This window comes from Frankia canadensis (assembly GCF_900197875.1).
In the GTDB taxonomy this organism is placed as follows: Bacteria; Actinomycetota; Actinomycetes; order Frankiales; family Frankiaceae; genus Frankia; species Frankia canadensis.
The window spans coordinates 1-14,110 of the sequence record NZ_FZMO01000457.1; the positions used below are offsets into that span (position 1 = coordinate 1).

4 protein-coding genes are annotated in these 14,110 nt (G+C 75.8%); 1 reads left to right on the forward strand and 3 read right to left on the reverse strand.

Going from position 1 to position 14,110, the window contains the following annotated elements; all coding sequences use genetic code 11:
• Window positions 1-6,086, reverse strand: a 6,086-nt coding sequence (locus tag C1A33_RS26035) for a type I polyketide synthase (protein WP_101834176.1), incomplete at its 3' end; no start/stop codon positions are given.
• 2,165 nt (window positions 6,087-8,251) lie between these two features.
• A complete protein-coding gene (locus tag C1A33_RS26040) occupies window positions 8,252-9,136 on the reverse strand; it encodes a helix-turn-helix transcriptional regulator (protein WP_101834178.1) in 885 nt (294 codons plus the stop codon).
• 965 nt (window positions 9,137-10,101) lie between these two features.
• Between C1A33_RS26040 and C1A33_RS26045 the strand changes: the two genes are divergently transcribed.
• Window positions 10,102-10,422, forward strand: coding sequence for a hypothetical protein (locus C1A33_RS26045; RefSeq protein ID WP_101834180.1), 321 nt, complete (start codon window positions 10,102-10,104; stop codon window positions 10,420-10,422).
• A gap of 38 nt (window positions 10,423-10,460) precedes the next feature.
• On the opposite strand, the gene C1A33_RS26050 is transcribed toward C1A33_RS26045, so the two are convergent.
• Window positions 10,461-14,078: a winged helix-turn-helix domain-containing protein gene (locus tag C1A33_RS26050; RefSeq protein WP_101834182.1), complete on the reverse strand. Its 3,618-nt coding sequence runs from the start codon at window positions 14,076-14,078 to the stop codon at window positions 10,461-10,463.
• Window positions 14,079-14,110 lie beyond the last annotated feature (32 nt).

Below are 14,110 nucleotides of genomic sequence, written 5' to 3' on the forward strand. Positions count from 1 at the left end.
CCCACCGAGCCACCAGCAACCGACGCCCCACCAGCCGGCACGGCAGCCGCCGGCACAGGAGTCGCCGGCGCGGCGGTCGCGGTCGGCACCGGATACGCGGCGGCGGGCTCGGCGGCGTACCCGGGCCGGGGCGCCGGCGGCGCGGGGTGGGCACCCGGCCCCGCCTGCCGCGGCACGACGGACCCTGCACCGAGTCCGGCCTCCGCCGGGTAGGCGGCGGCAGGGTAGGCGGCGGCCGGCTGAGGGCCCGTGTTCGCGGGAGGGACGGGGACCGTGGCCGCGGTCGGGTGGCCGGCGCCGTCGGACGTGGCCGGCCGGGCGACGCCGCCAGGGTCATAGCCCAGGTAGCCGAGCATCACGTCCCGCTGCGCCGCGACCAGCTCCCGGGTCGTCCGCAGAAAGTCCAGCACCACGGCCTCCACCTGGCCGCCACCTCCAAACTCGGGCAGGTCGGCGGGCAGGGCCGCCAGGTCGTCGGTCAGGTCCGCGTGAACGGCCAGGTCCGCGTGGGCACTCGGGTCCGCGGAGACACCGGGATACGCGGGGACAGCGGGGTTCGCGAGGACGCCCGGGTTCGCGAAAACGCCGGGGTTCGCGGGTGAGGTCGGGACGGCGAGGACATCCGATGTCGAGGGCCCGGCCGCCCCGGCGGGCCCGCCCCGGCCGGCGGGGACGGCCGGGCTGCTGGGGACGTCCGCCGAGGCGAGGGCGCTGGGCGGGCCCGGGTCCTGCGGGACGAAGCCACGCACCCCGACGATCTCGGGCAGCTGCGCGCCGGGCGCCCGCGCGGCGGACGGCCGTGATCCGGCTCCTCCCGGCCGAGCCCGTGGCAACGGTGCCTGCCCGCCCGCCGGCGCCGACCGACCGCCGTCGGCGCCGGCCGCGGCCGCGGCCCGGGCGAATCCGGGCGCCGGGCGCAGCCCACCGGGCAGGAAGGCGCCGTCGGCGGTGCGCACGTACGCCCCGTCGACGGTCCAGCCGGGACGGCGCGGGATGTCGGCGGCGCTGACGACGCGGGCGTCACGTCCGGCGAACAGGGGCGACGGGTCGACCGGGACGCCGGCGGCGGCGAGTTCGGCGAGCGCGAGCAGCAGCCGGCGCAGGCCGGGCTCGCCAGCGACGTCGGTGGCGACGACCCGGTGCGGCCGCCCGTCGAGGATCTTGCCGACGAGCTGGGCGAGTACCCGGCCAGGGCCCGCCTCGACGAACGTGCGCACCCCCGCGGCGTACATCGACTCGATCTGTTCGACGAACCGCACCGGCGCCGCCACCTGGGCGGCGAGCGTCACCCGAACCTCGTCCGGCGACGCGGGATAGGGCGCGGCGGTCGTGTTGGCCCACACCGGCAGGCGCGGCGGGTCGATCTCGATGTCCTCGAGCCGAGCGGCCAGCGTGGCGGCCGCGGCGGCGACGACGGGGCTGTGGAACGCGCAGGCGACCGGGATCCGCTTCGCCCGCAGTCCGGCGCGGTCGAGCGCGTCGATCGCCGCGGCCACCGCCTGGGTCGGGCCGGAGATCACGCTCTGCCGGGGGGCGTTGTGGTTGGCGACGACGACGGACGTGGCGGGCCCCAGCTCCGCGAGCGCGGCGCGCACCCGCTCCACCGGAGCGGCGACGGCGGCCATCGTGCCGGGATCGTCACCGGCGGCGTCGAGGATCGCTCCGGCGCGCGCCTCGCTGAGCCCGATCAGGTCGTCCCGGTCCAGCGCGCCGGCGGCGCACAGCGCGACCAGTTCGCCGTACGAGTGGCCGCCGACGTGGTCCGGCCGCACGCCGAGGCTGGTGAGCAGGTCGTGCATGGCGAGGCCGGCGAGGCCGAGGGTCGGCTGGGCGGCGCGGGTGTCGGTGATCGCCGCGGCCTGCGCCCCGCGGGCCTCCCGGGTGAACGCGGCCGGCGGGAACATCGTGTCGACCCACTGGGGGGCCAGCTCCAGCACGCCCCGCAGCCGGGGGAAGGCGACGAACAGATCGGCGAGCATCCCGGGCCGCTGGCTGCCCTGCCCGGGGAACAGGAAGGCGGTCGCGCCCGGCTCGGCGTCGTCGTCGCGGACGAACAGCCCATCCCGCGGGTTCGGCGTGAACGTGCGGGCCGCCTCGATCGCGGTGGGCAGGCCGTCCAGGTCGTCGACGACGAAGGCGAGACGCACCGGCCCGCCGCCGGCGGCACTGGTCGTGCGAGCGAGGTCGCGCAGCCGCAGCGGCCGCCCGGCGGCGTCGTTCGCGGTGACGAGCGCGGCGAGCCGGTCCAGCGCCCGGGTCGCCGCCGCCCGGTCGGCGCCGCGGACGGCGAACAGCTCGGCCGGCCACTGGTCCAGGCCGTGCGCCGGCTCCGGACCGCCGTCGTAGGCGGACAGGACGACGTGGAAGTTCGTTCCGCCGAACCCGAACGCGGACAGGCCGGCGTGGCGCTGCTCGGCCGGCGCCGCCCACGGCTTGGCCGCCTCGTCGAAGTAGAACGGGCTGGTCTCGGCGTCCCAGTAGGCGTTCGGGGTGTCGATGTGCAGGGTGGGCGGGCGCACGCCGGTCTCGACCGCCTTCGCGACCTTGATCAGCCCGGCCAGGCCGGCGGCGCACTTGGTGTGCCCGATCTGCGACTTCACCGAGCCGACGGCGCAGCCACCGGGCGTGGCGCCGTTGTCGGTGAACATCTCGGTGAGGGTGGCGAGTTCGGTGCGGTCGCCGACGACGGTGCCGGTGGCGTGCGCCTCCAGCAGACCGATCTCTCCCGGCGAGACACCCGCCCGCGCGTAGGCGCGTTCCAGGGCGAGCACCTGACCGGCCTGGCGCGGCGCGGTCAGGCCGAGTGCCCGCCCGTCGGAGGAGCCCGCGACGGCGCGGATGACGGCGCGGATGCGGTCGCCGTCGCGCTCGGCGTCGGCGAGCCGCTTGAGGACGACGACGGCGACACCCTCGCCGAGGCCGGTGCCGTCGGCGCCGGCGTCGAAGCTGCGGCAGCGCCCGCCCGGCGACAGCGCGTGCACCGAGGAGAACAGCAGGAAGTCGTGCGCGCCGGCGTGCGTGTCGACCCCGCCGACGAGCACCAGGTCGGAGCTGCCGGCGACGAGTTCCTTGCAGCCCGCGTCGAGGGCGGCCAGCGACGACGCGCAGGCCGCGTCGACGGTGAAGTTCACCCCGCCAAGGTCGAGCCGGTTCGCGACCCGCCCGGCGATGACGTTCGCGAGCATGCCGGGGAACGAGTCCTCGTCGAGCTCGGGCAGGAACTCCTCAAGCTCGGGCGGCAGCGCGCCGAACAGGCCCGGCCACATCGAGCGCATGCCGTACGCGCCGGACAGTTCGGTGCCGGCCTCGGCGCCGAACACCACGGACGCGCGGGACCTGTCGAACGGCCGTCCCTCACCGGCGGCCCCCCGCGCGCCGTCCTTCTGCGCGGTGTCGTAGCCGGCGTGGCGCAGCGCCCTGGCGGCGACCTCCAGGGCGAGCAGCTGGCTGGTCTCGATGCTGCGCAGCGACCGCGGCGGAATGCCGTACGCCAACGCGTCGAACGGGACGGGCGGCAGGAAGCCGCCCCACTTCGACGGGGTGTGCCGCCCGGCGTCCTTCACCAGGGCGTCGGAGCGGTAGTAGACCTCGGGGTCCCAGCGGTCGGCGGGCACCTCGCGGATCGAGTCGACGCCGGCGATGATGTTCGCCCAGAACGTGTCGAGGTCCGGCGCGTCCGGGAAGATCGCGGACATGCCGACGATGGCGATATCCAGCGCCCGCCCGCTCGCCGCCGCCGCGGCGGCCGGATCCGGTCGCGCCGTGGCCGTCGCCCGCGGCGCCACGCTGCCCACCGCCCTCTCGGTGTCACGGGCGGAAGCGGCGTCGGCGGCGGGGGTGAGGCCGAGGTCGGTCGCGCGGGCGTCGAGGGCGTCGGTGGCGGCGGTGGTGACCTCGTCGTGCAGCGCGGCGATCGTCGTGCGCACGGACCGCAGCGCCGCGACCTGCCCGATCATGAACATGCCCTCCAGCGCCTGGGTCTCGGCGTCGACGGTGACGACCCGCCCGCCGTCGCGGCGCAGCCCCTTGCTGGCCACCCGCAGCCGGCCCAGGTTGAGCCCCTCCAGCTCCTCCCACATCCGCTGGCGGGGGGTGCCGGCGGCGGCGAGCTCCCGGCGGCGCTCCAGGAAGGTGCGCACGTACGGCGACTCGACGCAGCGGGTGGCGTGGCCGGGCGAGGTCTCCAGCAGCACCGTGCGCTCGCAGTCGAGCGCCGCCTGCTGGAAGCCCGCCTGGATCGCGCCCGCGTCGACCGCCTCGGCGGTGAACAGGTAGGCGGTGCCCATCAGCACGCCGACGCGGGCGCCCCGCTCGGCGAGCGGTCCCGCCGCGGCGGCGACCATCGCGGCGGACCGGGCGTCGTGGATCCCGCCGGCGAACAGCAGGTGCAGCTCGGTGAAGAAGTCGGGCCCGGCCGCCGCGGACTCGCCGTAGGCGAGCAGGCCGGCGATCTGCGCCTCCCACAGCGGGAAGCTGGAGCGCGGCCCGACGTGGCCGCCGCACTCCCGGCCCTCGAAGACGAACCTGCGGGCACCGTCGGCGAGGAACCGCCCGAGCAGGCCGGGCGAGGGCACGTGCAGATAGGTGTCGATGCCGGCTTCCTCCAGCGGCGCCGCCTGCGCGGGCCGGCCGCCGGCGATGATCGCGCACGGGGGCCGGGCCTCGCGCACCGCCGCGAGCTGGGCGGCCCGCAGCTCCGGCGGGGCGAACCCGAGGATGCCGACTCCCCAGGGCGCGTCGCCCAGCAGCGCACGGGTGCGGGTCAGCAGCTCGCGGGTGTCGTCGCCGCCCAGCAGGGCGAGGGCCAGGAACGGCAGGCCGCCGCCGTCAGCCACGGCACGGGCGAACTCCGCCCGGTCACTGACCCGGGTCATCGGCCCCTGCGCGACGGGATGACGCAGGCCGTGGGCCGCGGCCAGCGGCGAGCCGGCGGCCAGCGGCCGGGCCCGCGCGGCGGCGGCGATGCCGTCCCGGATCCCCTGCCGGACGGCGCGGACGACACCACCGGCGGTGACGTGGCGGTCGGCGAGGGCGGCGGCGAAGGCCCCGTCCTGCCCGATCGGGAGGAACTGCCCGACCAGGTCGCGCCCGCCCAGTCGCGCCGCCACCTGCCCCGCCGTGTCCGCGCCGGCGGGCGTGGACGCCGCGGCGGGACTGGACCCGGCTGCCGGGGCGAGGGCGCCGTCGGAGGCGAGTTCGCCGCCGGTGTCGCGCAGCTCACCCTCACCGGGACGGTCGGTGCGCCCGGCGAGGGCGGCGATGGGCAGGTCGGGCCGGGTGTAGAGCCGATGGCCGGCGTACAGGACGGTTTCGCTGCCGTCCATTGCCCGCACGGCGGCGGCGACCGGCTCGGGCAGCTCCATCTCCCGGACGAGCGCAAGCTGCGAGTCGAGGACGACGCCCGCGGCGCCGCCGGCCACCGCGGCGGCCGCGGTCGCGGGACCGATCCCGCCGGCGGCGAACACGGGCACGGCCTGTCCCGCGGCGGTGCACGGCCGGTCCGCGAGCAGGTGCTGCAGCAGGGTGAACGTCGTCAGCTCGCCGACGGCCCCGCCGGACTCGTTGCCGCGGGCGATGAGCCCGGTGGCGCCGGCGGCGACGGCCGCGCGCGCCTGGCCGACCGAGGTGACCTCCGCCCAGACCCGACGCCCGCCGCGGACGAGCTCGGCGACGGACCACCGCGCCCCTGCGGCTTCCCCCGTGGTGACCGTGGTGACCGGCTCGGGGCCGTCGGCCGGACCGGCGCCGCCCGCGCCGTCCCCGGCGTCCGGGCTGGCGGTGAGCACGACCAGGTCGACGGACTCGGGCAGCGCGTCGAGGTCGAGGGGGCAGCCGGCGGCGACCCGCACCCCGAAGCGTCCCGGCGCCCAGCGGGCCGTGTCCCGCAGGGCCTGGCGGGCCTGGCGCGCGCAGCGGCCCAGGTCCAGCACGCCGAGGCCGCCCGCCCGCGTCACGGCGGCGACGAGCGCGGCGCTGGGCTGGGCGAACGGAGTGATCACGACGACGAGCTCGCGTGCGGCGAGCGGGTCGGACGCGGTGGGTCCGGCGGGGATACGGGCGGGTGGTGGGCGGAGCCTGGTGGTCATCGGCAGGTCCTCCTGGCAGGTCGCGACCTGGGGAAGGGCGGCGAGGGCGATGTACTAGTCCGGTTCAGGGGGCCCGCCATGGTCCTTCGGTCGCGCGACCGGCCCGGCACCCACACCGCGCGGCCCGCCAGCACGGCGGCGCACGGCCAGATCCCGAACAAGAGGTTCACCCACCAAACCAACGTGAGGGACACGTTCCCAACGACAGGATGGCCCACATCATCGGCGACCTCCTGGCCGGCGCCACTGGGCGACAGACGTCCCGGGGAAGCTGTATCTGTCCTGACTACGCGGAAAACGAACGGACCCCCAACAACTCTCGTGGAACTGGCGCGCCCGGCCCTCCGGGGCGCCGTCGTGCTTAGCCGACTCGGCATCGTCAACGTGCGCGGAATACTAGTCGGCTCGGTGCGGATCACTGCATGGTGGCAGAGCACAGACGTGATCGCATACTCCTCGGAGCCCTGCGATGGCTGTCATGACCTGGTCGGCTGGCCATCCCGCCAACGCTTCGCCCAGGCCGGACATCGTCGCCGATGTCACCGATGGGATTACGCAGAGCCCGCATGGATGTGCACCGGGCGACGTCATCAATCCCGGCGGCGCCCGCCGGAGGTTACGAATTGGTATCACGCCGGCCGGTATCCCGACCTCCTGATCAGATGGTTTTCGTTCGGCTTCTGCTCGCTAACGTGGCGGTCAGCGCGGCGAGCCAATATTCGGCACTCCCACGCCCACTCGATCGACACCAGCGGAAATCGGCAGTGACACCCGTGCCCCGGCCGTTATCCGCCATTGGGCGGCCAGGGCGCCTGGAAATCGATCGCGTGTCGTCGGCGGGTCAGTCACCGACGACCGGGCCGGCCGCGTTCACCACCCGGCCGCCCGGCAGAGACGCAAGCCAACCTAGTCACAGTGTGCCATCGATCGCAAGCGCGACCGACCCGTCAAGGGAGGCAACCCTGCCCCGAACCACCTAGCCGGATCGGCCCGCTACGACGCGCCACAGCGAGCATGACACAGGCCCCATATGCGGCGCATTCGGTATGAAACCACCAAAGTGGAAGTTCCGGGTCCCGACCCAGGAGAGATCATGGCGCCTGGGCGCCCGGCGGCGGCTCGGGCGCGCCCATGCCTGGGATCATCCCAGTTGACCAAGTGTGACCAGGGCGGTCTCGATGACCAACCCTCCGCTGCCACAGCGGTGTCGCCGCGCCGGCCATGATCGATGACGGGTTCCGGAGGGCACACCGGCCCAGGATGCCGGGCCATCCCGCAGAGAGCCCGAACTGGGCGGGACCGCACCGCGCACCCGCCGCCGGACACCGCCGTGATCCGCGGGCGGCGACGTTGCGGTGGCCGGCGCGCCGCCGTCAGCCGGGAAAAGGCGCGACGAAGATCGGTCACACACGGTGAGAGACAGACGGGCCGCGACCAGCGGCCGCGGCCCGCACGCCTTCCCCCGGGCCGCATCCCGGGCACGCGAAGAGGCCGCCGAACAATGGCATGGAAGGCCGGCGAGGGCGGAACACATCGACCGGCTGACTCAACCGGGGCGCGGACGCCACGAAGAGCGCTGCGCAACCAGGAGCGAGGTGGCACCCGCGGATAGGGGAAATGATCGCACGGTCGATCACCCGCGCGCGAGGAATCGCGCCAATTCATACGGCATGAGGGGGCGGCCGTCTCGGCGGACCGCGGAAGGCGGTCGGCGGCGCCTGCCACCCAGGGTGGACGTCCACTCAGACGAGGATCATCCGGCGCCCAACCGCTTGCTCACCGGCAGGGGATCACGGACATCACGGCACCGATCACCCACTGTCTGCCCGGCGCCCATGATATGGGCGCCGGCCGCGCGGCACGGGGAGCACGCGGGCGCGGCTCGACCGCGGGTGGCGAGGTTCGAAGGTGCCCGCCACCCGCGGTGGATCTCGCGGAGCAGCGGTGGGGTCGACGACGCGTCGGCGCTGACCGGCCGTCGGCGCGAGCCGGGCGCCAGGGCCGGCGGCGCGGACGAACCATGCGAGCCGAAGGACGCGCGGGCCGGAAGGCCGAGCGCACCCGAAGTGCGTGCGCGCCCGCAGGCCGTGCGGTCGGCAGGCCGTCAGCGCCGACCATCCGTCAGGTTGTCAGTGTCGGGTTCTCGGGCCGGGCGGGCGCCCGGCTCAGGGCCGCGGCGGACTCGGCGGCGCGAAGGCGCTGGTCTCCCGCTGCCAGGCGATGGCGAGCTGGGTCCGGTTCGTGCAGCCCGTCGCGACCAGGGCGTGGGTGAGGTGGTGTTTGACCGTGTCGATGCTGATGCACAGCGCCTCGGCGACCTGCCGGTTCGACCGGCCCTCGGCGACGAGCCGCACGACGTCGCGCTCGCGGGCGGACAGCCGTCCCGCGACGGACGGACCGGGGTCGGTGCGGATGTAGAAGCGCAGCAGGTTGCCGAGGTGCCGTCCCAGCACCGCGCCCACCGCGCGATCGCGGGGGCCGAAGGCGCCCGGACGCGAGTCCAGCAGGGAGATCAGCGCGCCCACGTTGGACGGGCCGAACAGCCGCACGAGCAGCTTCGCGTGGATCCCGTGCGCGCGCAGGAAGCGCTCCAGCCGCATCCGCACCTCGGGCCGCTCCGGGACGCCGAGGTCGTCGAGGGTCGCCAGGCCCCGCTCGCGGACCGAGCGAAGGCTCTCCGGGTTGCTCAGTGCCTCCAGTTCCCGGTACCGCTCCATATACGGGCCGGCCAGGCGTAGCGCGAGACCGCGGCCGGTGGGCCGGGCGTCCTGGAAGGCCGTCTCGATGGAGGAGCCGAGGAAGAAGGCCGAATGCCGGTAGCCGAGGTGACGCGCCATGCCGTCGAGCGCCAGCTCCCGGAACGAGGCGAGCGACGACGCCCGCTCGCAGTCCTCGACGACACGCAGGATGCCCCGCAGCTCGGCGGCGCCGAGGGCGAGGTCGCGAGGCATCGGCGCCGCGCCGCCGGCGCGGGCGGCGGCGACACTGGGGCGCAGCTGCGTTCCGGGCGCCACCCGCGGGGCGGCGCCGGGCATCTCACCGCGGCCCATCGCGGGACCCGCCATCGGCGGCGTGGCCCGGGTGTGAGACAGTGGCCGCGCAGCAGCGCCTCCCGCGCCCGTGGCCGGTGCGGGATGCCGCGGAGCCGCGGAACGGTGTGGCGCGGTCGGCGGTACGGGCGAGTTCATCGAGGTTCGCCTGGCAAGCCGGCTCGCGACGCCTATGTCAGTGGATGTGTCGACGGTCACGCCGATTCGCGGCCGATGGGGTACGTCCTCGCCGATAGCATCGGTCGAGCGGGGAACTCGGTCGGTCACGCGTGCCTCCGGGGGGTCAGACTCAGAATCGCACCGGGCGGTGGCCCGGCTGTGGCTTTTTCCACCGGGGTGAATTCCGGTGAAGCTGGACATGTTCGGCAAGCGTAGGGCCCGCCTCCCTCGCTACGCCAGCAGTAGCCCACACCCCTCGTTTACCAACCAGTCAAACCCACCCCACAAGTGGGAGAAACACGCCCCCAACCGGCCATATCTCGCCGCATTCGCCACCCAGGCGCGCCGCGCCGACACCTCGGGTGACTTTCCCCGCACGGCCACCTCCCCCTAATGGGCTACCCCCACGGTGGAGACGAGTGGTCCGGCCCGCCGTCGACGGCGCCGCGGCACGCCTTCCGGGCGAGTGCCCCGCCCGTCCGGCCGTCGTCCGTACCGCGAGGCCCCCTCCACGAGGGGTGATTAAGCGGCGACCACCTGCGCCATCCGCATGGTCAACAGCACCGAGGGTAGGGAGAGGTGAGGCTCTCCGTAGTCGGAGAGACGCCACGGCCGGCCGGAGGAGGGCCGCGCACCCGTCTGGAGCCGTACCTGCCCAATGTCTCTCACTGTGGGCCGTCCGTGCCCGCGCCGCGTTTCCTCCGCCGGATTCGCGCGGACCTCACCCGGTCCCGCGCCACCGATTCCGCCTTCCGCCACCGACGGCCGACCGCCGCGGGCGCGCGGGACGAACGAGGTGAAGAGCGATGACCCTCGGCCTGTCCGTCTTCCTTATTGTGGTCGGCGCCGCCCTCCGATACGCGCTCACCTGGCGGCTGGCCGGAATCGACCTCCCGGTTCTGGGCCTGATCCTGATGGTCGCCGGAATCGTCATCGCCGCCATCTGTGTGCTGCGGGCGGTGCTTCCCCTGCCCGGGCCGGGAACGGCTCGCGACCGTCCGCCAGCCCCCACGATTCCGCCGACCCGGCCGGAGGCTACCGACGAGGCCGCCACCACTCCCCGGCCGCCCGACTGTCCGGACCGGTCGCCCTACCTCGATCTGGAACGCCGCACCTTCGGCAACTGACCGATCACCGGGGCTCCCGGCCGGCCCACCGCGACCGGTCAGAGCAGATGCAGCTCGCGGGCCCGGTGGACGGCGTCGCGGCGCCGGGGGACGTCGAGCTTGCGGTAGATGCTCTTCAGATGCGTCTTCACCGTGTTCACGGAGACGTAGAGCTCGGCCGCGATCTCCGCGGTCGTCAGCATCGTCGGCAGATAGCTGAGCACCGCCAGCTCGCGCTCGCTGAGCCGGTCCCCGGCGGCCGGCCCGGCCGTCCGGCGCCGCCCGGAATCCGCCGCCCAGGCTCGCGGCACGGCTGTCATCCGCTGGTCGGCGCCGGCGCGGCCCGGCATCGGCGGCGCCCGATGGCCGCGGTCGGCGGGAACCGAAGGCCCATGCACGCGCGGCGGGCTGGCCGGCACCGCGCCGCCGGCAGCGCCCGGGGCCCCCGGACCGTGCGGCGCCTGCCGCCCCGGCCGTGCCATCCCCGGCGGCCCCCCGATCCGACCGCCTGTTGTCCCCGGGTTCCAGGCAGGCGGAGGGTTCCAGGCAGGCGGACCGCCGAGCGACGCGGCACGCGGACCGACGAGCGGTCCGGTACGCGGATCGACGGGCGAGGAGGTGCGCGCGGGGGCGGCGGTGCGCGGGGCGGCGGAACGGGGCGACGCCGCGCCCGCGACCCGCGCCGCGTGCGATTCGGCGCTCACGACGGACGGCGTCCCGCCCACCTCGCCGGCCTCGGCGGCCGCCCGCAGGCCCACGACGAAGTCCGGATGCGCGGCGGCCAGGCCCGGGTGCGCCGCGAGCATCGCCGCCACCTCCGTCCCGGCGTCGAGGAAGGGACTGGTCAGGCCCTCGTCCTCGGCGAGGGCGAGGGCGCGGGCCAGCAGCCCGGTCGCTCGCGCCTGATCGCCCCGCCGAGCGGCGACGATCGCCGCGAGAACGCAGGCCGAGACCACGGGACCGCCTCCCCCACCGTCGGCACGCAGCAGCGCCGACACCGCCTCCTCGGCCGCGTCGAGGTCGGCGCAGGCAAGGTCGGCCCGCGCGGTGGCCAGGGCCATGATCTGGTCCGACCGCCGGTTCTCGGCGGGCCGGCCCAACGCCTGCCGGGCGGCCTGCGCGTTCCCGGCGGCGAGCAGCAGATCGACCTCCACCGACCGCCACAGTGAAAGGCACAGCGGTGGTCCCGTTGGCCGCCCACGCCCGCCGAGCAGCCGGCGGGCGGCCCGCACCTGCTCGGTCCGCCCCGGCTGGCACCACACCCGCGCCCGTGCCACGGCGACGAGATCGAGCAGGTGCGCGGGCAGGCCTGGGCCGCACCCGGCGTGGGCGGCGTCCAGGTGTCGCGCCGCCCCGCCCCGATCAGAGCGGTCCAGGGCCACCAGGGCGAGGGCGAGCCGCGCCTCGACCACGCCCGCCGAGGTCGGGTCCGCACCGGTCGCCTCCGCGGCGCCGCTGAGCGCGCCGGCCGCGCTCGACTCCGCCAGCCGCAACCGGCCCCGCAGTGCCAGCGCCAGTGCCAGCGCCCCGGCCGCGGATGTCTCGATCGTCCGGGCGCCGACGAGGCGGGCCGCGTCAAGCGCCACCGTGAGGGCCTCGATCGCCGCCTCGGGCCGGCCCATCCACAGCTCCCCACGCCCCCGCCCGCACCAGGCCAGCGCCGCCACCACCTCCCCGGCTCGCCCGTCGCCCCGGTCGACGTCCTGGTCCCCGGGCCGCAGCAGCCGCCGAGCCACGCTCAGCATCTCCTCGGCGTCGCCGACGAGCTCCGCGCGGTGCAGGTCGACGAGATCCGCCTGCGCGGCCAGCGCCCGGCGGCGCGGCGAGGCGGGTTCGCCCGCGATCGCGCGACGGGACGTCTCCAGGCAGCCCACCGCCTTGGCCACCCGCCCCTGCGCCAGATGGCCGGCGGCGACGACGAGCGCGCATTCCGGTGACCAGCTCGCGACCGACGCCGGGATCCCGGCCAGCGCGGCCTCACGCTCGGCGCGGGCCCCGACGATCCCCTCCGTCCTCGCCGCGCGCTCGATGAACAGGCAGGAGGCGTACCACCAGTCGCCCGCTCGCGCCGCGTGGCGGACCGCCTGGGCCGGCCGGCGGTGCGCGGCGAACCACAGCGCGGCCCGCAGATGCAGCTCGTCGACGTCCTCGGTGCGGTCCCGCCGCAGGTCCGCGCGCAACAGCGCGGCGAACAGACGGTGGTAGCGAAACCAGTCGCCGTCCGCGTCGACCGGGAGGACGAATCCGCCGTCCTCGGCGAGCGCGACCAGCGGCTCGATGCCGGCCACCGCCTCCGGCGACGGCGACGGCGACGGTCCGGGTCCTGTCCCCGCGGCGAGGCTCGGCGCGATCCCGGGCCCGGGGATCGTTGCGAATGCCCGGGCCTGGGCGTCGTCGGGCCGGTGCGACCCCGCCGCCAGGACCGGCGCGGCGGCCGGCCCGGGCGCGCGGGCCGGCTCCGGGACGACGCCCGGTGCCCACGCCGCCCCGGCGGCCGGGGACTGCGGCGGGACCGCGTCGTGGCCGGCCAGCGGCGCGACGCGGACCCGCTCGCCGACGACGGCGTCGGCCAGGGGGGTGCTGACCTGGTCGAGCAGGCTGGTGCGCAGCAGGAACCGGCGCACGGCGGGGGGATGGCGGGCCAGCAGCTCGGCGCGCAGGAACTCGGCGACCTCGGGTACGTCGGCCAGCGACGGCAGCACGGGCATGGATGCCGCCCTCGACGTGGGGCCCGGCGGCGCCACCGGGATCTCGCCCGTACCGGGCCGCGGGCCGCGGGCCGCGACGGCGGCCATGGCCAGGCGCAGTCCCGCCGGCCAGCCCTCGGTCAGATGCAGGAGATCGGCGAGGGCCGGCTCCGTCGTGCTCACCCCGTGCGCCCGCAGCAGGTCGACGTTCTCCGGCTCGGTGAAGGCGAGGTCGTGCGGGCCGATCTCGGTGATGCGCCCGGCCGCGCGCAACCGGTGCAGCGCCAGGGGCACCACCCGCCCGCACAGAATCGTGCGCAGTTGGTCGCCGGCCTCGTTCACCAGGAGTTCCAGACCGTGGCGATCGTCCGGCCGGCGCAGGACCTGGACGTCGTCCAGGATCAGCACGACAGGGCCCGGCAGCCCGACCAGCAGGTTCGCGAGCCGCCGGTAGTCGCGGCCACCGGGGCCACCAGCGGCGTCCCCGCCGAGATCGTCCGGAGCGGTCAGATCGTGGCCGACCGGCAGGACGCCGCCACGGTCGAACCCGTGCAGCAGCTGCGGCCACAGGGGCAGGGTCACGCCGTGGCCCGCGTCCGTGGCCGTCGCCGGATCCAGCCTGATCCACACGAGCGGCGTCTGGTTCGATCGCGCGGCGGCCCACGCCGCCAGCAGGGCGGTCTTTCCCCAGCCGGCCGGGGCGCGCACGACGGTGAGCACGCTGGTGACGGCGTCGTCGAGCAGCGTCCGCAGCCGGGGCCGGTCGAGGAAGCCGGACGGCAGCGGTGGGGCGACGAAGTGGCCGTGCACGAGGGGCAGACGGGTGCCGGTCCCGCCTGGCGTTGTGTCCGCAACGCCGCGGGCGCTGGTCTCGATGCCGTCGTCGGTGGGCTGATGGGCCTGCATCGAGATCAGGCCGTCGGTGCGGGGGCCGGGCGCCAGTGATCGGGACGGGACAGTACCGGGTCCCGGTGACTGTTCGTCGAGCACTCCACACCACCCCCACGACAACACTGCCCTGG